Annotated in this window: 18 protein-coding genes and 1 tRNA gene; 13 read left to right on the plus strand and 6 right to left on the minus strand. The window is 40.5% G+C overall.

The features are described from left to right. The first annotated feature begins 246 nt into the window (after positions 1 to 246). From HMPREF9304_RS15210 to HMPREF9304_RS01770, 5 genes are all read left to right on the plus strand, one after another. On the plus strand, positions 247 to 2,469 hold the full coding sequence (locus tag HMPREF9304_RS15210) for a S8 family serine peptidase (RefSeq protein ID WP_036926109.1): 2,223 nt from the start codon (positions 247 to 249) through the stop codon (positions 2,467 to 2,469). A gap of 173 nt (positions 2,470 to 2,642) precedes the next feature. Then, the gene (fldA, locus tag HMPREF9304_RS01755; RefSeq protein WP_036926110.1) at positions 2,643 to 3,131 is read left to right on the plus strand and encodes a flavodoxin FldA; all 489 of its coding nucleotides are present in this window, start codon (positions 2,643 to 2,645) and stop codon (positions 3,129 to 3,131) included. A gap of 37 nt (positions 3,132 to 3,168) precedes the next feature. Beyond that, on the plus strand, positions 3,169 to 3,561 hold the full coding sequence (locus HMPREF9304_RS01760; protein ID WP_036926111.1) for a DUF2023 family protein: 393 nt from the start codon (positions 3,169 to 3,171) through the stop codon (positions 3,559 to 3,561). Between the two features lie 634 nt (positions 3,562 to 4,195). Next, positions 4,196 to 6,208, plus strand: a complete 2,013-nt coding sequence (locus HMPREF9304_RS01765) for an AIPR family protein (RefSeq protein WP_036926112.1) — start codon at positions 4,196 to 4,198, stop codon at positions 6,206 to 6,208. A 142-nt stretch (positions 6,209 to 6,350) separates the two neighbouring features. Then, entirely contained in the window at positions 6,351 to 7,007 is a 657-nt protein-coding gene (locus tag HMPREF9304_RS01770; protein ID WP_036926113.1) for a hypothetical protein, read from the plus strand. 193 nt (positions 7,008 to 7,200) lie between these two features. On the opposite strand, the gene HMPREF9304_RS01775 is transcribed toward HMPREF9304_RS01770, so the two are convergent. Further along, a tRNA-Met gene (locus tag HMPREF9304_RS01775) sits at positions 7,201 to 7,273 on the minus strand. 273 nt (positions 7,274 to 7,546) lie between these two features. Between HMPREF9304_RS01775 and HMPREF9304_RS01780 the strand changes: the two genes are divergently transcribed. The 5 genes from HMPREF9304_RS01780 (at position 7,547) to HMPREF9304_RS01800 (ending at position 11,238) form a co-directional block, all read left to right on the plus strand. Continuing rightward, positions 7,547 to 8,140: a TetR/AcrR family transcriptional regulator gene (locus tag HMPREF9304_RS01780; protein ID WP_036926119.1), complete on the plus strand. Its 594-nt coding sequence runs from the start codon at positions 7,547 to 7,549 to the stop codon at positions 8,138 to 8,140. Between the two features lie 56 nt (positions 8,141 to 8,196). Continuing rightward, a complete protein-coding gene (gene fabG, locus HMPREF9304_RS01785; protein ID WP_036926114.1) occupies positions 8,197 to 8,949 on the plus strand; it encodes a 3-oxoacyl-[acyl-carrier-protein] reductase in 753 nt (250 codons plus the stop codon). A gap of 174 nt (positions 8,950 to 9,123) precedes the next feature. Continuing rightward, complete coding sequence (locus tag HMPREF9304_RS01790; RefSeq protein ID WP_036926115.1) at positions 9,124 to 9,804, plus strand: RluA family pseudouridine synthase; 681 nt, start codon at positions 9,124 to 9,126, stop codon at positions 9,802 to 9,804. 10 nt (positions 9,805 to 9,814) lie between these two features. Continuing rightward, on the plus strand, positions 9,815 to 10,522 hold the full coding sequence (gene cmk / locus HMPREF9304_RS01795) for a (d)CMP kinase (protein ID WP_008125871.1): 708 nt from the start codon (positions 9,815 to 9,817) through the stop codon (positions 10,520 to 10,522). Between the two features lie 74 nt (positions 10,523 to 10,596). After that, a complete protein-coding gene (locus HMPREF9304_RS01800) occupies positions 10,597 to 11,238 on the plus strand; it encodes a DKNYY domain-containing protein (RefSeq protein ID WP_036926116.1) in 642 nt (213 codons plus the stop codon). A 123-nt stretch (positions 11,239 to 11,361) separates the two neighbouring features. On the opposite strand, the gene HMPREF9304_RS01805 is transcribed toward HMPREF9304_RS01800, so the two are convergent. The 4 genes from HMPREF9304_RS01805 to HMPREF9304_RS01820 all read right to left on the minus strand — a co-directional run bounded on the left by HMPREF9304_RS01805 (position 11,362) and on the right by HMPREF9304_RS01820 (position 17,411). Beyond that, a complete protein-coding gene (locus HMPREF9304_RS01805; RefSeq protein ID WP_036926117.1) occupies positions 11,362 to 13,347 on the minus strand; it encodes a family 20 glycosylhydrolase in 1,986 nt (661 codons plus the stop codon). 302 nt (positions 13,348 to 13,649) lie between these two features. Next, positions 13,650 to 16,256: a TonB-dependent receptor gene (locus HMPREF9304_RS01810; RefSeq protein ID WP_036926118.1), complete on the minus strand. Its 2,607-nt coding sequence runs from the start codon at positions 16,254 to 16,256 to the stop codon at positions 13,650 to 13,652. Continuing rightward, a complete protein-coding gene (locus tag HMPREF9304_RS13760) occupies positions 16,253 to 16,915 on the minus strand; it encodes a DUF4974 domain-containing protein (RefSeq protein ID WP_052045827.1) in 663 nt (220 codons plus the stop codon). Before HMPREF9304_RS13760 ends, HMPREF9304_RS01810 begins: the two co-directional genes overlap by 4 nt. Continuing rightward, the gene (locus HMPREF9304_RS01820) at positions 16,902 to 17,411 is read right to left on the minus strand and encodes an RNA polymerase sigma factor (protein ID WP_025072280.1); all 510 of its coding nucleotides are present in this window, start codon (positions 17,409 to 17,411) and stop codon (positions 16,902 to 16,904) included. The genes HMPREF9304_RS13760 and HMPREF9304_RS01820 overlap by 14 nt, the downstream gene beginning before the upstream one ends. A 558-nt stretch (positions 17,412 to 17,969) precedes the next feature. Here HMPREF9304_RS01820 and HMPREF9304_RS13765 point away from each other — a divergent pair. From HMPREF9304_RS13765 to HMPREF9304_RS14865, 3 genes are all read left to right on the plus strand, one after another. Next, positions 17,970 to 18,857: a hypothetical protein gene (locus tag HMPREF9304_RS13765; RefSeq protein ID WP_052045829.1), complete on the plus strand. Its 888-nt coding sequence runs from the start codon at positions 17,970 to 17,972 to the stop codon at positions 18,855 to 18,857. A 110-nt stretch (positions 18,858 to 18,967) separates the two neighbouring features. Further along, positions 18,968 to 20,014: a hypothetical protein gene (locus HMPREF9304_RS01830; RefSeq protein ID WP_052045831.1), complete on the plus strand. Its 1,047-nt coding sequence runs from the start codon at positions 18,968 to 18,970 to the stop codon at positions 20,012 to 20,014. A gap of 231 nt (positions 20,015 to 20,245) precedes the next feature. Further along, the gene (locus tag HMPREF9304_RS14865; RefSeq protein ID WP_231564443.1) at positions 20,246 to 21,697 is read left to right on the plus strand and encodes a beta-1,6-N-acetylglucosaminyltransferase; all 1,452 of its coding nucleotides are present in this window, start codon (positions 20,246 to 20,248) and stop codon (positions 21,695 to 21,697) included. A gap of 125 nt (positions 21,698 to 21,822) precedes the next feature. On the opposite strand, the gene HMPREF9304_RS01845 is transcribed toward HMPREF9304_RS14865, so the two are convergent. Beyond that, positions 21,823 to 22,707, minus strand: coding sequence for a glycosyltransferase family 2 protein (locus tag HMPREF9304_RS01845; RefSeq protein ID WP_052045834.1), 885 nt, complete (start codon positions 22,705 to 22,707; stop codon positions 21,823 to 21,825). Positions 22,708 to 23,629: the final 922 nt, after the last annotated feature.

The following is a 23,629-nucleotide window of genomic DNA, read 5'->3' on the forward strand; positions in this document are numbered from 1 at the left end:
TTAGCGTATTTGCGACCAACTTTGCTGTTGGTTGTTTTTACGCGAGTTTTGAGAGACACTTTGTAAAGAAAATTCAGCATTAATTAGCCTTCCGTGTAGCATATACGCAGCTTTAATTAAGCTGTTTTTTGAGAGGATTTTTTCGTTGTAGAAATGTCGCTTTTAACTGCAAGAGTTGTAGTATATTCTAAATAAAAGTGATGGATTTTTTGTAGCTAACAGATATTTTGCTTTACTTTGCAGGTGATGAAACGTTTGCAATTTTTCTTCATTATCGCCATGTTTTGTACGTTGTGCGCAAGTGCACAGCATGCAAACTATGCCAAGATGTCAACAATGGTGAGACAGTTGGCTTTACAGCAAGAGCTGATAGGACGGCAAGGAGATGTAGAAAGCACACGTTCAAAGCCCATCCCTCTCAGTCAATCGCAAGAATTGTGTGCATTTGTCAAAGTTCGCAAAGATGCACAACGAGTGTTTCAAGAACATCATTGTAAGTCATTGGCACAATTTGGAGACATATTTATTGTGAGTGTACCTTTGCGACAACTTGCCAAACTGTCGCTCGAAAAGTATGTCGATAGAATAGAAGCGCGCCGAAGCAATGGCTTGCATACAGATTCATTGGCATACTGCCTTGATGCAATGCCCGTGTATGCTGGCACGTCTCCCTTACCGCAAGCCTATACAGGACGAGGGGTTGTTGTTGGAGTGCAAGATGTGGGGTTTGATTTGACGCATCCCAACTTTTTTGATGCTACTGCAACAAACTATCGCATCCAGCGTTTTTGGGATCAATTGTCGGTAGACACTTTGAAAAGCAAAATGTATGTGGGAGCTTCGTACAAGGGAGGGGCTGAAATATTGGCTTATGCCCATTCGAGAGACGGATTGATTCAGACGCATGGCACGCACACCTTAGGCATAGCCGCAGGCAGTGGATATAACAGTGCGTATAGAGGTATGGCGTATGAGAGCGATATTTGTCTGGTCAGTAACTTTGTAGTTGGTGATGAAGCGTTGGTAGATTCGGCAAATCGCTACAAATATACCTATGCTACCGACGCTCTTGGTTTTAAGTATATCATGGATTATGCGAAATATAGCAATCAGCCGTGTGTCATCTCGTTTAGCGAAGGTTCACATCAAGATTTCCATGGCGATGATGTTTTGTACAATGAAGTACTGGATAGCTTATCAGGACCAGGGCGAATCATTATTGCTTCGGCGGGTAACGACGGACAGGTGAAGTCGTATTTTCACAAGCCCATAGGACAAGCAGGGATGGGGGCGTTTGTGGAAGGCAGACCTGATAACGTTTATGTGACATTAAAATCGGCATCGCCTTTTCAAATTAGATTTACTTCCTATGATGATACGAAGCACAGTCATGAGGTGTTTACGCCAGATATTTTGAGGTGTAAAGATTCTATCTACGTGGATACCGTGCTGTTGGGCAATAAGCAATACGTGTTCAGTATGATAGGATACAGGTCATGTTACGACTCCGCAGAGTTGGTGTACGATGTGCGAATGTGGTCAAAGGGCGAGATAGGGCATGCCGTTCCATTCTCATTTGAGATTTTAGGGGCGCAAGCCGATGTCGAAGTTTTTAGGGTTGGTGGTGTTTGGACAGTCAACCAGTTGGATGAACGCCTGTGTGCTGGCGAGTGCACACATAACATTCATTCGCCTGCCTCATTATCTTCTGTTATTGGAGTGGGAGCAACCTCTTACCGAACAGGTATCACCAATTATTTAGGAGAGTGGCGTCCATATAATCAGGGAGTAGATGGTGTTCGTGGAGCCTATTCGTCTGTAGGTCCTACTTACGATGGGCGTGTTAAGCCCGACGTAATGGCACCAGGGACGAATATTATTTCCTCGTATAGTAGTTATTATCTGGAAAAGAATCCAAAGGCAAACGATATCAAGTCAGACGTTGCACATTTTGAGTTCAATGGGCGTACCTATGCTTGGAATAGTAATGCAGGAACGTCAATGTCTACTCCAGCCGTGGCAGGAGCTATTGCACTTTGGCTACAAGCCAAGCCTACGCTAACTCGTGAGGACATAATGGAAGTGTTTGCAAAAACTTGTACCCACTATGATACTTCTTTGACCTATCCAAATAATTGGTATGGCTATGGGCAGATAGATGTGTATAAGGGTCTCTTATATATATTAGGTGTAAGTGGGGTGAAAGGTGTCTCTTCTCATCAACCAGCAGGTGTGCAATTTGAAGTGAGAGCAGATAGAAAAATTGAAATCAAGCTGAAAGAACCCTCATGTCATCATTTTTCGGTATGTGTGTACAGTACTTCAGGTGTACTTTTGGAGAGAAAGAGTTTTGATGCAGGCTTTTCTTCTTATTTGTTAGACGTATCATCATATCCCAGAGGGGTGTATGTTATCCAGCTGAATAGCTCTAATCCGTTCGTGAAAGGCTCGACTCTTATTAGAATATAATGGTGTTCCAGTGAAGCGAATAATCATTTTTATGTATATAGGCTTCATGATATGTTTTGTTTTTATGAGTACGTAATACTTAAAAACCATCACATTTAGGTATTGCATGAGTGTCAAATAGTGTCTACCTTTGCATCAGACAATTATAAAACGTAAAACTAAATAGAAAAAACATGAAGCCAACAGTTGTAATATACGGTTCATCAACAGGAACCTGTCAGGCTATTGCAGAAAAAATTGCAAGCAAATTAGGTGTTGAAGCTATAGATGTAGCTAATCTCAATGAAGATGTATTAAAAAGTAATGACAATCTAATATTAGGTACGTCTACATGGGGATCTGGAGAGATGCAAGACGATTGGTACAATGGGGTAGAGGTTTTGAAGGATGTTGACTTGTCCAACAAAACAGTAGCCTTGTTCGGTTGTGGTGATGCAGAATCTTATTCAGACACGTTTTGTGGAGGTATGGCAGAGCTTTACCATGCAGTAGAAGGTGCGCATGTTGTGGGTGCTGTGTCTACTGATGGTTACACTTTTGATGATAGTGACGCTGTAATAGATGGTAAGTTTGTCGGTTTAGCACTTGACGATCTCAATGAAGAGGATAAAACTGATGAACGAATTGATGCATGGCTCGCTGATATCAAGCCAAGTTTATAATACAACCGTCAAAGAATTTATTTGAAATACGATTGATATGAAGACTATAGGGACCTTACCAGCTGAATTAAAGGTACTCATGAATCATATTTATGAGTATAAGAAAGGAGTTCGCCAAATGGTTCTCTATACCTTTCATAAAAAATATGAAACATTTGCGGTAGAACGACTTGCAAGTCAGCATATTAACTATCTTATACAGCCCGTAGGAAACAATAGCCTAAATTTGTTTTTTGGTACCGAGGAGTGTATTGATGCTGTACGTTTCATCATCCATAAACCGCTTAACGAGTTAACGCCTGAAGAGGATTTCATCTTGGGTGCCATGCTCGGATACGATATTCGTTTGCAATGTGAGCGGTATTGCAAAAAAAAATGTAAGAAATGTCAAGTAGTATGTGCTGATTGCGATGGCATTATCAAACAGTAAATTAAAATATGACCATATAAATAGTTGCGAAACTTTTTAAATCTTGTTCGCTAAATAAGTATTCATAATGTTTTTGTATAATGTGTATAGGGTTGGCTGTGAAGTCAGCCCTTTGCTTTTGACTCACGGTAGTCAGTGTTCGGCGAATAGGTATATTTTTAAGACTGACGCCTACTTTCCGTTTTTAACCACATTCATCATGTTCTGTGTCATGTTGAGTGAGCAGGCATTCCGCCTTTCTCAACTCATTGTCAAGTTGGTTGAGGTAAGATGAAATTTTACTGTATCATATCACACGAGTATCAATAGCTAAATTCCATATGATTATGGTTGTATCTTTAGAAAAGAACAGTCTCCACTGTGTTACTGGTGCGCTATAAAATAATAGTATTTAGACAAAGAGCTACGGCTTTTAAAGAGTCGTGCCATAATTGAAAATTACTACTAAAAAGGAGTAAGTTTCTCAGATTTTATCTATATCTTTGTCATACCTATTGTTAAATTTGTTATTTGAAAACTGTTTGGGCAGTAGGTGTGAAAATACAATAAATCTATATATTGTGAGATTTGGGTTGTAGTTTAATACAATGAAATTTTCAGATAGAATATAAAGCAACATATAATTTTTGACCCTATGGATATACGTGAATTTGCACAAGATTTTCTCAATGAAGTGAAAGCATCAGTTGAAATGAATGGTACTGATTATGACCAAGAACTTGCTTCTCTTATTTTTGACTATATGGAAGATAATGGTGAGGTAAATAACCCTGAAATATGTTCTTTTCAGAAAACAAGAACACGTATTACGGCATATGATTATAATGATGATGCTGAGTCTTTGGACTTGTTTTATTTGATTAAGGCGGATACATTGTTGGGGAAAATTAATAATCATAAGATTCAGCAAGGTTATAATTACCTTATGGCTTTTTATTATGAAGCAATGCACGATCAGCTATTCAAAGGACAAAATGTCCCACCTACTGATGAGATCGTCGAAGTTGCTAAGCTTGTGAAAAGTACTAAAGGTAATATCAGTCAGTTAAGAGTCTATATTATAACAGATGGATTGACAGATCCAACCGCATCTATTGCTCCTGAAGAAAATGAAGAAGAAGGATTTGTCATAGAGTATAATATTTGGGATATGTGGCGGGTATATCAGCAGCATAATATTAAAACAGGTAAAGAAAAGGTAGAAATAGATTTTGCAATAAATTATAACACAGAACTACAATGTCTTAAAATGAACGAGGGAAATCCATTTGTAGAAGTTTATCTTGCTATTATACCAGGTATTGTGTTGGCGAAAATTTACAAGCAATATCAACAGGTTTTATTAGAGAAGAATGTTAGAACGTTCTTGCAATTTAAAGGAAAAGTAAACAAAGGTATTCGGAAAACCTTGCGTGAAAAGCCAGATATGTTCTTTTCTTACAATAATGGTATTTCTACAACAGCAACAGGAATAGAAATAGAAAAGCGAGGACGCGCCTTCTTTATAAAGCGTCTATACAATTGGCAAATCGTTAATGGAGCTCAAACAACAGCTTCTATAGCAGCTTGTATCAATGATAAAGATGTAGACTTAACCAAAGTATTTGTACTTATGAAAATAAGTGTCATCAATGACAAGGAAAACAGCGAGAATATAATAAAAGAGATTTCAACTTCTGCCAATAGTCAAACGGCAATAAAAAATTCAGATTTTTCAGCAAATGATCCTTATTTGGTAGGTTTAGAAAATATGAGTCGTTCTGAATGGGTTCCCAATGGAAAGCAACGTCCTATATGTAAGTGGTACTTTGAACGTACTCGTGGACAATATTTTGATCAACTCGCACAATTGAATGGATATAATGAAAAAATTTTCAAGATAGAATATCCTAAGCGACAAAAAATAACCAAAACAGATATTGCAAAATATGAAATGGCATGGAATCAACAACCTTTTGATGTTTGTCGTGGAGCAGAAAAGAATTATGCTCTTTTTGTTGCTACTATTAAGAAAGAAAAGCCAACTGTCACTACAACATATTTTAAGAAGCTTATAGCTAAGGGAATTTTGTTTAATACCATTGACGCTATTGTAAAATCAAAGAAACTTGGTGGCTATAAGGCAAATATGAATGCTTACGTAATGGCTTCAATTTCCTTTTTATCAAATAAAAAATTAGATTTCTCTTATATATGGGAACATCAACAAGTTCAGCAAAGTGTAATAGATAGAATCACTGAATTGATACCTATAGTTTGGCATCACTTTACAGATAATATTCAGAATGTAGATGTTGGATATTGGTCAAAACGTGCAGACTGTTGGAATCGCTTGAAATTAATATTAGAGAAATTAAATAAAATAGAAGAAAGGGTTCTTTTGACAGAATCCAATGATGGAAATTTACATCTTAACGAAGTGCAGCAAGGTTGTATTTCAGATGCAGAAGCGATTGAACCTACATTTTGGTTTGCATTAGTAAATTGGGCAAAATCTCATGATGTACTTACACCTATGGAGATAAAGGCTGCTTTTAATTTTGGAACAATGCGATCGAGAAACCGTAAAATTAATTCGCTTAAACAAGCACAATTTGCACTTAAAATAGTAGATAAGGCGCAAGAAATGGGGTTTAAAGAAAAATAGCATGATTGCAATATTAACTGCTATGACGCTAAAAATGAAAATCATAGGATGATGTCTATATTGCTCTCAAATTAGTAAATGTACTATAAATATTTATTTTGACAAAGTACATATTCTTTATAAATGAGAAAATTCAAAAGATATGGAAGAAAAAGAAAGACAACGGTCTGTATCAAAGAAACTAAGAGTGATTTTCCCTGATGGGGAAACTATCTGTTATTCAAGTTCTAAAGTAACATATGTTGAAACTCTTAAAAAGATTGGCACGGCTAATTTTGATGAAATAAACATTGAGATGTGTCATTTGCCTTTATTCACAAAAGAAATATATCCTCAATATAAGGATGATATGGAAATGGTTGATAATGGATGGTATGTAAATACGAGAGGGGGAGTTTACAATAAAGCTGCCCAATTGAACCTTATCTCAGAACAGTTTAATATTGGTTTGACAGTAGATGTAAGTGCTGACTTTAAAGGAGAGCGAGTTTCTCGTGGTAGTAAAAATTTGTTAGTTTTGCAGATAACTTTTCCAGATGGAACCGTCATTGGAGAAGAAAATACAACAGAAACGTTTATGCAATGTGTATGGAAAATAGGTATAGAAAAGGTAAGACAACTGAATCTGTTACATGGTGGAAAGCCATTGATTACACACAATAAGCAATATAATAATCAAATACAGATAGATAGCAATAAATGGCTTTTAGTACCAAGTGCGACAAAAGATAAGGTGAAACTTCTTAAAGTAATGAACATTATGCTTCATCTTAATATGGATATATTATTTATATCTTAATTAGGCGGTAGCATATAAGGAATAACTATAATAGTCATTAAGTCTATTATATCAGCCAGCAATGCTTCCAGCTCTATTTGTTTGCTTAGAGAATTTCAGCCAATGTGACCCGAAACATCGTCCGAAATTCGTCCGACCTTATTATTGTAAACGCTCGGAAATCCCCTGTACAAAGGACTTCCGAGCGTAATAGTTGCGGAGACATGACTCGAACATGTGACCTCCAGGTTATGAGCCTGGCGAGCTACCAACTGCTCCACTCCGCGATGTTATTTCTTATTTGCGGTTGCAAAGGTAAGACTTTTTTCTTAAAAACCAAAATATTTTTATACTTAATTTGAAAACACATGCTCAAAAAGACAATAACAGTTGACCATTCCTATCTGTGATAAGCAATTATTCATCAATTCAAATCTTCCATAAAATATTTAGTGTGCTCGTTTTTTTTTGATAAATATACTTGCATTGGTCAAATAAAAAATATACTTTTGCACATGGTACGACTGATGTGCAACGATAAAAATAAGGAGGATATACGAATGTCTATTTCAAAAACGCGACAAATATTGGTAGATGTAGCACGCAAATTATTTGCTAAAAATGGTGTCGCCAATACTACGATGAACGACATTGCGATGACCTCTGGAAAAGGAAGACGGACGCTCTATACCTATTTTAGTAGTAAAGAAGAAGTATTCTATGCGGTCATCGAGTCGGAACTTGAACGATTAAGCGACAAGTTAGATGAGGTTGCCACAAAGAAGATTGCACCGCAAGACAAGATTATCGAACTGATTTATACGCATCTTAGCATGATTCGCGAGACAGTGGTACGAAATGGTAACTTGCGAGCCGAGTTCTTTCGTAACATTTGGATGGTAGAAAAGGTAAGAAAAAAGTTTGACGCTGACGAAATAGACCTATTTCGTAGAGTGTACTCGCAGGGAAGAGCAGATGGCGATTTCGATATTGATAATGTGAATTTGATTGCTGAAATCACACATTACTGTATTAAAGGACTTGAAGTTCCTTTCATTTATGGACGTCTGGGGCATGGTCTTACCGAAGAGAGCAGCAAACCTTTGGTTGCGAAGATGGTTTATGGAGCTTTGGGAAAGAACAATTCTAAATAAACAACATCATTTTTTTTGATATCATTCTATTAATTTTTATTATACACTTAAAAAATATGGGACTTTTAACAGGAAAGACAGCCATCGTTACAGGGGCTGCACGTGGCATAGGAAAAGCCATTGCTATGCGTTTTGCACAAGAAGGTGCGAATATCGCCTTTACCGATTTAGTTATTGACGACGAACATGGAGGTAAGGAGACAGAACGTGAGTTATCTGCTTTGGGTGTCAAAGCAAAGGGCTATGCTGGCAATGCTGCAGATTTTAACAATACAGCTGAATTGGTAGCGCAAATAAAAGAGGATTTTGGCTCTGTTGATATATTGGTGAACAATGCTGGCATCACCAAAGATGGTCTGATGTTGCGCATGACCGAGGCACAATGGGACGCTGTTATCAACGTCAATCTAAAGAGTGCGTTCAATTTTATACACGCATGTGTACCTATTATGATGCGTCAACGTCAAGGGTCTATCATCAATATGGCATCGGTAGTGGGCGTACATGGTAACGCTGGACAAGCTAACTATGCTGCCTCTAAGGCTGGTATGATTGCTTTGGCTAAATCGGTAGGACAGGAAATGGGACCCAAGGGAATACGTGCAAATGCCATTGCGCCAGGCTTCATCGATACAGCTATGACCCAGTCATTGCCTGACAATATTCGCAAAGAGTGGATTTCAAAGATTCCATTACGTCGTGGTGGAACGGTTGAAGATATTGCCAGCTGCGCCTTGTTCTTGGCTTCCGACCTCTCAAGCTACATCAGCGGCCAGGTTATTCAGGTTGACGGGGGGATGAATATGTAACAGTTAGTTTTTGAGTTTTTGAGTTTTTAAGTTCTTGAGTTAAATGATTAGCTTATTGAATAGGGTGATAAGCTTATTGAAAACCTAAGATATGCCTCAAACAGCTTGTCAAAATGAAAGCTAATTGATAAACTTAAAAACTTAAAAACTCAGAAACTCATAAACTTAAAATCCATGCTCCCTCTTTACGAAGACAATCACATCATTATTGTCTCTAAACGTAGTGGCGAAATCGTCCAAGGTGACAAAACGGGCGACCTGCCGTTATCAGAGACCGTAAAACAGTACATCAAAGAGAAATACCAAAAGCCAGGAAATGTTTTTCTGGGGGTGGTACATCGCTTGGATCGTCCTGTTTGGGGGCTTGTTGTCTTTGCCAAAACCTCTAAAGCACTCACACGACTGAATAAAATGTTTAGAGATGGTGAAGTACATAAAACCTATTGGGCGATTACCAAAGAGGCACCACCAGCGGAAGAAGGTGTGCTAACCGATTGGTTGGTGCGCAACGAACGGCAGAACAAGAGCTATGCGCATTCGCAAGAGACACCAAATGCTAAAAAGGCAGTATTGAAATACAAAGTGATTGCGCATTCAGACCATTATCATTTGTTAGAAGTTCAATTGATGACGGGGCGGCATCACCAAATAAGATGCCAGTTGGCAAATATGGGATGTCCTATCAAAGGCGACCTTAAATATGGTGCCAAACGGAGCAATCCCGATGGAAGCATTTGTTTGCTGGCTCGTAGTATTGCCTTTGTGCATCCCGTTTCAAAAGAGAATATTGTGGTTGAAGCACCTCTCCCACCCCAAGATCGTCTATGGGAGGCATTGGCATCAGCCGTAATTTGATGAATTATATATGAAAAAAATTGTGATAGCCATTGATGGGTTCTCATCGTGTGGCAAGAGTACGATGGCGAAAGATTTGGCTCGCCAGTTAGGTTATATATACGTAGACACTGGTGCGATGTATCGTGCCGTAACTCTCTACGCTCTGCGCCATCATTTGTTTTTAGAAAATGGTGCCGTGAATGAGCCTGAGCTACAACAACACATGCCTAATATTCACATCTCATTCAAATTGAATCCTGCGACTTCAAAGCCCGACACTTACCTTAACGACGAAAGTGTAGAGCAAGAAATACGTTCTATGCGTGTGAGCCAACACGTCAGTAAGATAGCTGCTATCCCATTTGTCCGAACAGCCTTGGTTGCGCAACAGCAACAAATGGGGAAAGATAAAGGTATTGTTATGGATGGTCGCGACATAGGAACCGTTGTCTTTCCCGATGCCGAACTGAAGATATTTGTCACAGCTTCTGCCGAAGTTCGTGCCCAACGCCGATTTGACGAGTTGCAACAAAAAGGAATGCCAGCACAATACGATGACATTTTGAAGAATGTGCAAGAACGTGATTATATCGACTCGCATCGCCAAACGTCCCCTCTTTGTAAGGCAGAAGATGCAATAGAGTTAGATAACAGTCATCTCACGATCCCCGAACAGCAACAGTGGCTCGTTGAAAAAGTGAATGAACAGCTCCAACAATCTTCTAAAATGGGATAACTGTTTTAACAGGTTTTTCCAAAAGCAAGCGTTATTTATTCGTTTTCTTTCAAGGATTTTATTTCAAACAACCTATGACAAACAAATTTTTCTCTTCTAATTCCTCTTGTCGGTTTTTACTTGCAGCGGTATGTCTCGTGGTTGCTCTTCAGGTAAGTGCGCAGCGTCGACACACCGATTATCAAGTGGTAGAAAATGTTGTACTTTACCGTGGGACTCCTTTGCTGACCGCTGACCCCTATTCGTTTGTAGACTTAGGCTACGGCTATGCCAAGGACACCAACCATGTTTATTATCTTGGCGAGGTGTTGAAATATGTAGACCCTTATTCGTTTAGGCTGAAACGAATGTCTCCTCATGACGGTTACCGTCCTTATGAGTCGCCCTTTTACCACTCACGGGGATATAAAATTATGTCGAATGTGGTACTATTCAATGGTCATAAAGTGTATGACGCCTCCGTAAATAGTTTCCGTGATTTGGGTGGCGGTTATGCCAAAGACGCTTTCAACGTATATTTTATGGGTGAGAAGATGTCTGAAGGCAGCACTCATTCTTTTCAGTATTTGGGAGATGGCTATGCCAAAGATTCTTTTGATGTTTATTTCTTAGGTCGTAAGGTGAATGGTGCCAGTGCCAACTCCTTTAGAATCGTAGGTGAGGGTTATGCCGAAGACACCTTTAATACATTCTATCAGGGGCAGAAAATCAATTGAGAAGACGAGCACTCTTCTTTCCTCGGCAGTTCAGAGAGCAGGCATTACATACGAAAGAACAAAGAAAAATCCTCAAGTATAAGGCTATCCTACCAATTTCCTACACTTCATCTTTACATCCTGTCAGTGGCGTACAGGCAACAAATGATTGTCCATGTTTCCACCCTTGTGAGGATTATATTTGATTCCAGACAGAGCTTTAGTGCCTTGCTTGTTGGTAATGACAAACGTAAACATCCACTTATCAAGTCTAATGCCGTCTGCGTCAGTGTTGGGCAACACCATCACCACCTTATTCCACCCTTTGTGTAATTGCAAAATAAGCGGTGATCTGGCAGTTAGGTTTTCGTTGCCCATGGGTGTTTCGTTAGCTACACGTTTCCCTGCATGTGTCCAAAGTGGTGGTAGTAATTCTTTGTCGTTCCAGTATATCACCGACCCCTTTCTGTCCCACTTGCCATCTTCGGGTGCTACGTCTTGTTCTGATCTGCTGTAGTTTTGCAACTCTACCAAAGCTCCTGCTGTTTGTCTTTTTGGTGAGTACACATACGTCCATACATAGGCTGTGTCGTTGGAGTTTTTATCGTCGTATATGGCTGGTACCGTTTTTCGCCAAGTGTGGTTCAGATAAATGCCTGCCCCTGTTACCACCTGCTCGTCAATGGGTTGATTGTCTGACAGCGAACTTGCTATTGCCCAGCGCACATTGGTTTGCCGCACATAGGGAATTGGCTCGTTCCTCAGACAACGGTGTTTATGAAAGAGAAACCGCTTCTCCCAATCGCTAAAGTCTTCCAACTCGTCTCCAGTATTGGGCAGTATCGTTCCGCCTTGTTCTATGTATTGCTTTCCTCCGCCTTGCCATGCCCTTGATGCCGATGCGATGACACTGGCGTAAAAATTGTTATATTTCAAGATATTGCGCTCGCCGTCTATCTTGTGGTCATTCCATGTGGCACAAATCTCGCCAGCCACTTCTGGCGACCCTTTTTGCTGGTAGTAAATATTACTTTTGTAAATGCCAACGATGTCAGCAAATACATCGAAGTGGTTGATGTAGTTGTACCTACAGTCAATATTCGGGATGTTTGCAACCAGCCTTCCTGCAGTACTCCATAGTTGAACCATGTCGGCTTGTGCAAATCCTGCCTGATTGGGTATCCATACCACGGCTTTCTTACCAAGCTTTCTCACCCAGTTGGTCATCGTTTGCAAAAAGTCTGAGTAGGTTATAGGTTGCTCGTCGCCACCTATATGAATATATGGAGCATGTGGGAAACACTCTACGAGTTCTTTCAAGATGATTTTCAGTTCAGCCACCCCTTGGTCAGTTTGCATACTGTGTCCCATGGCTCGTACAAAGGCTTCACTGTGTCCAGGCATATCAATCTCTGGAATAATCTTCACACCGTAACGCATCGCATAACTTTCTAAGTCGCGACACTGCTGTTGCGTGTAATATTGTCCAGGAAAACGGGTCATAGCACTACTGGCAGTGAGTTGCGGAAAAGCCTTTACCTCAAATCTCCAAGCTTGGTTCTCCGTGAGGTGCCAATGGAAAGTATTCACCTTGAAATGGGCGAGCAGCCTTATTTGTTTCTTCAGCTCATCAATAGAGATGAACGATCTTCCCACGTCGTGCATGAATCCCCGTAGTTTGAAAGCAGGATAGTCAATAATGTCAACCGCCTCGAGGCATGGCGTGGAGCCATAGCCCTCTGCCAACATCTCGAGAGTCTGCGTCGCACGGATGACACCAACACGCGACACCGCCTTTATTTCTATGGTGCTGGGATATATAGTCAGTCTGTACGCTTCGTTTTCATATCCCGCAAGGTGATAGTCCTCGGTGCCTTCTATGCGGTCTGTCAGGTTCACCACCACTTTCGCACGGGCGTTTGGCTTGATGGTGCATCCATGTTCAGTGAAGAATTCTTTTAGGATGAGGGTATTTGAACTGTCTGTTATCTGTATGGCACGTGATAGCCTGAACCCTTTGGCATTAAGTTTTTTCGCAAACTTGGCACGAGGCAAAAGGTCTTTGAACTTGGCATCCATCGTATTGGATGTAATGACAAATGTAAGCAATAATAAAATGAAACGTTTCATCAGTACCCTTCTTTAATTCTAATGTAATCACATGAAAATGAGAGAGCTAATCAACTTAACATTTCTTGTGAAATTTATTTGAGTAGCTGGTCATTATACTTTACATTAGACTAAACATCAAGTAAATGACAGCAGAACTACTCAACCAATATACGGAAATTTGCAGAGTTGCTATCAAAAGCTCATCTGCAAAATTAGGCAAAACTTTCGAGAATCTACTCTTGCTTACTTGAATATAAAATTGGTCAGCCGCTCATCAAAAGTTAGTTTGGTCTCTTGACATTAAGATGTGGGTGTTTTTGTCACATCGCACGCATCTTCTCATCGTTGTTGCTCCGCTCTATGGAATCGTGCTGTTTCCGTTTTCCCTTTGTAAAGGTATAATAGATGGAGAAGGCGAAAAAGGGAATGAACCTGCCATACATATAGGTTTTCCGATAAATCTTATTGGTTAAGGTATAACTCCAGTTCTTCTGCCCGCAAATCAGGTCATTGACCGACAATTTGCAGGTGAGTTTGTCGTTGAAGAATGTCTTCATGCACGAGAAGTCCAACTGGTGGTAATCCCTGCTCTTGCCATATGCCGACTTGGATTCGGAGATATAGCGGTAGAGCAACTGCATGCGGATATCCAGCGGAAGAACGAAGGTGTGCTGCGTGTAGATTTTCCAGTCGAAATTGTTGACGGAAGTCTCGGAAGTGATATACCTATCAAAACTTACCCTTGCTTGGTTCACAATCGACCACCACGATGCTACGTTGATGGGGACATAGAGGTTGAGATTTGTCAGCCGGTTCTTCACCCCATCCACATAACTTGCCACGGTCATTGCCTGTCCGTCCACGGTTTCTGTCCTGTTGTAGTTGTCAAGACCGTTGTTGCTCCACACGTGCGTGAGGGTAAGGTTGTATTTCTGCGCCAACTGGTAAGTAACGCTGATGTGGTTGGTGTAATTAGGGCGCAAGTCGGGATTTCCAATCTTGAGCGTATAACGAGAGTAATAATACCGGTATGGCATCAGTCGTGTGAAGCCCACCCTCTGTGTCCTGCGGGATGAAGAAAAAATCATTGTGTGCTGTTTACTCAAGCGGTAGGTGTAGTACAGGCTGGGGAACAGGTCGAAATGGCGGTAGGAGAAGTCGTAGCCATCAGCTTTGGCATAGTTGTACTCACCCCGAAGCCCAACCGTCAGGTTCCATTTCTTGCCAGAAAGGTCGTATTTCAGATATGCCGCTTGCAGGTCTTCCGCATATTTAAACGAGTAACCCTTGTCGGCACTGCTGCTCCAACTGCCGTTTGTGAGTGTTTGCTCCTCGAACTCGTTGTCTTTTAAGGAATGGCTGTATTTTATGCCAGCCATCAGACTGCCATGCTTCAGGAAGTCCCATTCCACTCTTGTTTCGCCCGAAAGAATGAAAAAAGGAACGGATTGATGATGGCGCAGGTTCTCGGTGGAAAGAAGATTGCCGTTGCGGTCGTAATTTTTGTACTCAAACTCATCGTCGTTGGGATAAAAACTCTTTGCCACATCTGCCAGCACCAGCAGTTTGTTGCGGTCGTCCTGTCCAAACTTGTGTGTAAAGTTCATCGATGCGCTTAGCGTGTTCTGGTTTTGGATGGTTTCATGCTTGATGTCGGTGTGCACCGTTTTAGGAGCGTTCGTCCCATCCACCAAGGTGTAGCCGTTCACATGCTCATCTTTGTACCAGTGTGAATAGTTGAGGTTCAAGGCGAATTTGTTTCTCGCATTGAAATCGTAATAGATGTTCGAATTGATAGTTCCTATCACGTCGTCCATTCTATCAACTATATTGTTTTGGTAGTTGACTAACTTTTCATAGTTTTTGGTCAATTCATCCGCACACAAATAGCCTTTGCCGAAAGTGCCGTTGGTAGAGATATCAAAACCGAACTTTCCTTTTCCGTAGCCATAGGATACGTATGGTCTGACGGCTTTGTAATTGATGAAATCTACAGAGCCGCCGACAACCAGTTGCGTGCCGCTTTGCCGTTCTTTGGTGAGAATCCTCAACACACCGCCCATGCCCTGTGCTGCAAATTCGGCAGAAGGATTTGGGATAATCTCAATCTTGTCAATGGTTTCCGAACGGATGCCTTTTAAATAAGCCACGAGTTCACTGCCCGAAAGGTGGATGCTGCGATCGTCTATCATGACCTGTGCCCCAGAAATGCCATTGATAGAAATGTCATTTCCGTTGAGCCACACACCGGGAAGTTGCGTCAAGAGCGATTCCGCCGTGTTGCCAACCCCAAGAATGGTGTTACCGATATTGACCGAATAACGGTCGCCTTTATAAGTGACCGTGGGGCGAAGGGTAGTCACCTTTACTTCTTTTAGCGTTTTCGTGTCTTCATATAGGCGGAGTGTTCCCACCCTGTTTTGTGAAAAACGCACATAAGCTGTGCGGTAGCCCACGAAAGACAGTCGCGCCAATACGGGATGAACGTCGCATGGAATGACGAACAATCCGTCGCTATTGGTCACGCCACCCGTGATGAAAGAACTGTCTTTGGGATTGAGCAATGCCACGTTGGCAAACTCTATGGGACGATTGTTGCGGTTCACCAAATGACCAATGTATTTCCGCTCCGCCTTCTGTACACACTCCACATAGATGTCGTTGCTTTCTCCAATGGTCATTAGAATGGGATAGAAGCCAATCAATTGTTGAATAGCATCACCCACACGCTTGTTTTGGACGGAAGCCGTCACCTTGAAATCTTCCAGTTCATTGTAAATGAACACGATTTTATAATGTGTGTTTTGTGCTTGGATAAATTTGAGAGCATCCGACATGGAGACGTTGCGAAACTCGTGCGTGATGCGCTGTGCACCGACATTGAAAACGATAGCACACATGAGAATAAGAAACAAGACTTTTTTCATGGTTCGGTCGCTCTTTGTGGTTCAACAATCAGTTGGTTCTCTTCCAATTGGAATTGCAGGGTTTTGAAGTGGTTGAGCATTTCCACCACCTTTCCTATGGGATACGAGGGATTCCATTCAAAGAACAGGCGCAGTTGTTTTACTTCCTCGTTGCGGTAAACTACATTGATATGATAGTGGTTGGATAGTTCAGCAAGAATGTTTTCCAAAGGAACATTGTCGAAAAGTTTTACAGCGGGTACGGCAATCGTGTCCTTTCGGACAGTATCAGCAGCGACAACCGTTCTTGACTCTTTCGCATTGTTCACCGCAGCGGAATGTCCGTTTGTGGAACGGAAACCGAAAAAGCCCGTGCTGATGGTGGCAATGGCAATGCCAGAAACCAACAGCACGCCAATAAATACGGCTGCCACTTTTCGCCAAAGCGTAACGACTTGTGCCTTTGCAGGATATTCGTGAGCCAATCGTTTCCACTCTTTGTCCACGTCTTCTTCCGTCAGTCGAGAATCGTTCTCGTTGGCACTGGCGGCACTTTTCGTCTTGGAGAGCAAGGAATACAATTGCCTACATTCCTCGTCTTCCAATAGCTCCTCCCATTGCTCATGAGTATATTCATGGGGGTGTTCCATCATTTGAAGCAGAAGTTCAGTCTTTTCCATTTCTACCTTTTTTTAGTTGTTCACGTAACTGTTTCATTGCATGACGCAAATGTTTATAGACGGCAGTCTCGCTTATGCCCATCATTTGGGCAATCTCTTTGAAAGTGCGCTTGGCATGGTAGTGCATCAACAGGATTTCCCGACATCTGGGCGGCTGAATCCTTTCCAATTCTTTTTCCAATGCCTTTATCTCCTCCTCCAACTTTCTCGGCTCTTGGCATTGCTCCAATTCTTGGTCGAGAAGATAAAGTCTTTCCACCCGCTCCTGAATTTCCATATTCCTGATGCGGTTCAAGCATCTGTTTCGCACGCTTGTCATCAAATACGCAACTGCCGTATCCGCCTTCAAGTCCTTTCCACTCTCAAGAATGTAGGCAAAGACGTCGTGCACAATATCCTTGCTCTCGGCATCATCATGGAGCATGATGCTTGCCAAGCGGTACATTTCACGGTAATGTTGCTTGAAGAGCGATGCAAGTTGTTTTCTGTCCGTCATACATCTATATTACACATGAAAGTGGATTTACTGAACCATAAATGGAAACTTTTTTACGAAAGTATAAAAAAATCGTCTTATTCGTGGCGGTTTTCCTATCAAAAAGACGATTTTTCACTTATTATCTCTTGTATCAATCCGCTGTTACTTCTCATATAATCGTTTGAAAATAAGAGAGTTCATCAACTTAATACAACTAATAAAATTTGATAAAATGGCTGAAATCAGTCACTTTATGTTAGATTAAATATCAAGTAAATGACAGCAGAACCAATCAGCCAATATTCGGAAATTTGCAGAATTGCTATCAAAAGCTCATCTGCAAAATTATTTTTCGACAAATGTCTGAGCATACCGAACCAAAAGTTAATTGGTCATACTATCAAAGAACTCTTTGGCTGACTGCGGAAAGCAGTGTAGTCATTATCTCAAATTTAACTATTGTTGTAATGAAACTATAGAAATTGCTCCATGACCCGAAAATATTCCTCCCAAAGGAGTGAGTTTCTCAGATTTAATTTGTATTTTTGCCATGTCATATTTTCAATATTATCTATCATGGAAAAGATTAAATTATACATTGCAAAGGCACAGAGTAACAATAGTGATGCAGCAAAGGGGACGGCGGAGAATCCCTACACCGAGGAAGAATTCGAGACAATGCTTGATAATGGTACATGGCCTGGCGGTTATGTCCAAAACATGGGCTATGTCATGAAAGAAGTTGTTGTCTCTTCATCCTATCCTGATTCTGGAGTTGTTGATTCCGATGACTCATGGTCATGGAGCGACCCATGGGACTCAAGCAGCGACCCATGGGATTCCAGCAGTGAACCATGGGATGGAACAAACAGTTCTGGAAACAGTGGGAACAATCATAACGGAGGAAGCCAAGGCGTAGATGTCAATTCTGGAGGTCATGGTGGAGGCGGTGTTATTAGCGGTAATAAGCCAGTGTCAGATGTCATCCCAACATCCGCATTTAAGGGATACCGTGATTCCGATAAAGCGGGATGTCTAAATAGGTGTCGTGAGATGTTGGCTACAGCCAATTGTGAATTGACTGGTAGCGAAATAGCCATGGCAAATTACGATAGCAATGGACGTGCAACAACTGCTACAGATAATTATAAATCTGGCTTGGCTTATATTGACAGTCAATTGCGACAAAAGAAGCCTGTGATAGTTGCTGTTGACTATAAAGAGAAAACGTCTTTGGGAAGTGGAAGAAAGGATCGGGCTGGTGACCACTTTGTAATTATTGTAGGAGGTAGCCAAACACATGGCTATCATTATTATGACCCTGCAACTGCAAATATAGAAAAAGGAACAAGTTCGGATAACACATTCAGATTAGACGGAAAGTTGTTGAAGGACGAGAACAGATGCACAGGTTCTAGTAACGTTAAGTATTATACTCTCACAAGTATAAGGAAGAACAGATAATGCCACAATATTTATATGAGGTTACGATTTGCAATCTTTACAATAGCACTTATCATGGTTACATAATAAAGTCCACAAAAAAACAAATGGACTCATAATACAACATCACTATGTCAATTAACAAAACAATCTTTACTTTGATTATTTTGCTTTCATCACATGTTCATGCACAGCAAGTTTCTTTCCACACATTCCTGTCCGAGCATGAAAAGGTGGAGAGGTTGGACAGTGCGTCCTTTGGCTGTCCATACGAGTTTATTGAAAATGAAAATCGGTATTCCAAGTTCCTTCCCCCTGCCAATGATGACTGCTTATGCAAACAGGAAGATATAAGATGGCAAAGGGGAAGTTACGTTGAGTTCAAGAATTTCATAGCAGTTGCCCTACAACGCTATTGCATGAACTATCAAGACGGCAACAACCAATGGTTCATGGAGAATGATGGGGTTGACTACATGCTCATCACATATTCACGCGATGGCAAGATGATTGATTGCAAGTCCATTGGTCATTACGGTACGACTGCTAACAAAATAGACATAAAGGCATCGGACGATGGAAAAGGCCTCGTGGTGGAGCAACGGACATTGGACGATTGTAGCCTGTTGGTTCAATACAAGAATTTGGAATACACGTCCTGTACGCGCAAGTACACCCTTGATTCGGACGGGAAGATTAAGGAGTGCATCACCGTTGCTCCCCACAAAGAGATTGTGGATATCCTTTCCTCGGTAAAGCAATTTTCCTTCGACCAGTTCAAAGCTTACTTTCAAAGACAGAGCAACCTCGTCATAGACCACACGCTGTTCACCAGGGAAGGAGGTGGCAAGGAACTGCCCTTCGAATCATGCCTTTCTCTGATTCCATATCCGCTGGACTACAACTGTTGGCCTCGCAACATTTGGTGGACAGCCTACCAGTACATTGAGGACGAAGAGCTGTTCTCCTTTTTCGTCATCAAATCTTGCGACACCCCAAAGATAGGATTCTATCCATATAGTGACAACTTGATACTGGAGTTTCATAAAGACGGAACTTTCAAGGGTGCAAGGAATGTCTACCATTTCGATGACAACTATTTCGTAGACGAAGATATGCAGAACAACATGATAACAAAAACACTAAAGCATATTTTCGCAGAGAGAGCAAGGCAATAGTGCCCAAATTATAATCATACCAAAAATGTAATATAGAATTATAATTCTGACAATGTGTTTCTTAATGCTAGCCTACAGTCTTATCTGCATAGAAAAGAAAGTAGCTACAGAAGAGAAAATGCAGCATTGGAAGTATGGCTGTTAGGTTGTGAATATGGCGAGAATACACTTTTGATTGTATATTTTTACAATACATTATTTATGACACAAGCCTAAACAATATAAGACATTATGAAGCACGCCATTTTAATATTAGCTCACAAGAATATCGGACAATTGTGTAGGTTAGTTGAATACTTTAAACACGATTGTGATGTATTCATTCATATAGACAAGAAACAAACAGTAAAGCCAGCAGATAAAGAAAAAATACTCGGTTTTAATCAAGTCAAGTTTATATCACAAGAATATGATGTAAATTGGGGCGGAACCAGTGTTTTAGAAAGTGAACTACACCTATTGCGTTTTTCCGTACAACATAGTGATGCCAACTACTTCCATCTGATTAGTGGACAAGACTACCCAACACGTCCGTTAGCATATTTCTTTGATTTCTTTAAACGCAATATCGGAAAGGAGTTTATCAGTTACCTACATCTACCACATCCGAATTGGCAAGACAACACTTTCAAGAGGTTACAATATTATTACCCATACGACTATGCATCTGGGCAACAAAATCCACGACAATGGGTTCGTGAACAAGTGTGCCAGCAACAAGAAAGAGGTATCAGACGGCCCATACCCGATGAGTTTGAACATCTGTATGGAAGTTCGCAATGGTTCTCCATCACACGAGAAGCGGCTGCAACTCTGTTGGAATACACTGACAACTCACCTTCGCTTTATCGAAAAATGTGGATGACCTTTGCACCAGAGGAATGTTATGTGGCCACCGTCTTGGTGAACTTGATGGGAAAAAAGAACATTGTTCCTTGGAATCATCGTTTTATCCGTTGGCAATACGAGAATGGAAACCGTCCTGCCAATCTTGGTAACGAGCATTTTCGCTACCTCTTAGAAAACGAATATGTCTTTGCTCGCAAAATAGAGTTGCCTGTCAGCAGTTCTCTATTAGACAATATAGACAAATACCTGCATCAAGACTACCAAGTAGAACTAAAAGCTACGGGTGGATGGGGTTACAATGGATTTCTTAAATACAAATATGATAACAAATTTGCAGAATATGTGACACAAATGTGGCACATGGTAGATGCACAGACAGGTTTAGACATGGGATGCGGCGCAGGCCTTTATGTAGCAAAGTGGCGCGATTGCGGACTGTCGTTTGCAGGATATGATGCCAACCCCCATACCGAAATGTTATCTACCATGCTTTTGCCCAACGGAGACATACCATGTGGAGTAGCAGACTTAACGGAAGAAATAGAGATGGAGGGACAATTTGACATTGTGGTATGCAAGGATGTGTTGCCATATATACCCAAAGAACTCGGACAAATGGCAATCAACAATTTGGCAAAGTTGTCTGACCGTTTCATTGTGTTAAGTTGGGAGGTGCCAGAAGAAATGTCAGAACTATCACATAGGGAAATATCGGAAGAGGGAATATTGGACTTGATGAAAAAAGAACAGTTTGTACAAGAAAGGTATATGACTGCCAACCTACGTGTTTTGCTGAACAGGAAGAATTGTTGTGTGCTGACCAAGCAGGGGTAAATGACATGCGATAACCAAACTTGTAGCCATCCCTCTTCTTTCTAATGAAGAGTAGAGATGGCTACAAGTTTATTATCTAAGTTTCTGATTTTCCGTATGTAATGTTCTATCGAAAGTTGGCACGGTCACGTTGTGAGGGATGCTCCTATATGTGTTTCCAATTCATTGTTCCTTGCTGCTATCTGCAGGAAGATGTTGAAAAATATATCATAATATCCCTTTGGCGAAACCACGCCTTCATGGTTCAATTCCAGAAGTCCAGTGTATACTTTGCGCAGTTTGTGGCGCAAAGGTTCTGGGCACTGTTTTATGAGTGTTTCTAATAATTCTTGCCTGATTAACCAAGCGTTCATCCTTTGCTGCTCATTATATAAATAGGACACCTGCGACTTTGACTTTCTATATTCTACAAGAGCCTCTGGTATATTATAGAAAACTACATCTTTGAGAGCCATATCAGCCCACAGTTTGTAATCCTCGGCATAGATATAAGCCTTCTTGTACCTAAAACCTTCCTGTATCACCGTTTTTCTAAACATCATAGTAGGATGTGCCAAACAATTTCCACGTAGGAGGCGTATTTTAAGATAGGGTATGACACCATCCCAACCATATTTAACGTCCTCTGTACATCCGTATTTTTTCATTACAGAACAGCAAACGGAAACATTCGGATGATTTTCCAATACATCAACTTGCTTTTCGATACGTGTTGGACACATTCTATCATCGGAATCCATACGTGCAATGTACTTACCATTGCAACGCAAGAAACCTCTATTCAGATTTGCAATGTAATTATGCTTATACCGATAAATCTTTATACGCTTGTCCGTATATTGGTTTACAACCTCTATAGAGTTGTCCGTGGAACCATCGTCTATTACAATAATCTCCATATTGGTATATGTTTGCCCAAAAATAGAGTCCAAACATTCCGCAATAGTTTTTTCGGCATTATACATTGGTAAAACAATGCTTACCAAAGGCTTTGATTTCTGTTTGCTCATTATGTAAGTCTATTTTGTAGTTGTCCAATTATCTTTCTGTGTAAATGATACTCCCATGGTTGTCTGTGCCCATACGTGATAGACATCCAGACAACTCCAAGTCTTATCTGTTGGCGAATAGTTTTAGTTTAATTGGTTCGGCAGACCTATGGCTCATATATATAGTTGCAAATTTAATGATAAATTCGACAAAACACAAAATCTGGCTGTCATATTTTACAATACTCCGCTAATTGTTATATAATCGTTTGAATATGAGAGAGTTAATTAACCATCTATAACTAATAAAATTTGATAATATGACTGAAATCAGCAACTTTATGTTAGATTAAACATCAAGTAAATGACGACAGGACCAATCAACCCAAATAGGGAAAGCTGCGCAGCACTTATCTCAAAATTTAACGAACTATTGTTTCATAACAAAACAAAATTACATCTTTTCTCTCTAAATGAAGCCAAATGCCCAAAATACTTTTTGGAGACGATGCCCGACCCTTTCATTAAAAGACGATTTTTTTTACAACAAAAAACACGCTAACAAAACAGCTTTTGTAAAATTAGAGATACGCTCTGTGGATTAAAAATAAATGCTGAATTTTCTTTACAAAGTGCCTCTCATAACTCGCGTAAAATCAACCAACGGCAAAGTTGGTCGCAAATACGCGAATTATGAGAGACTTTTGTAATCCATTGTTATTGAACACGTTACACCTAAAGAGCTTCTTTTCTTTCCTATTTTTACCATTTTTTGGCAGTTAAAGCATTAAGATAAGCCTGCTATTTGCATGCTTTAATGCCGTTGAAGTATGTGAATAACACCGCTAATGTATGTTTCCAAGGGCGTTAAATCAATGTTCTAACGTAAAAAGACGTTTATTTTGTTCAAATCAGTGCATTTTTGCAGGTCGTTTGCCTATTG

Origin of the sequence: Hoylesella timonensis S9-PR14 (assembly GCF_000762405.1) — a bacterium.
GTDB classification, from domain to species: Bacteria; Bacteroidota; Bacteroidia; order Bacteroidales; family Bacteroidaceae; genus Prevotella; species Prevotella timonensis_A.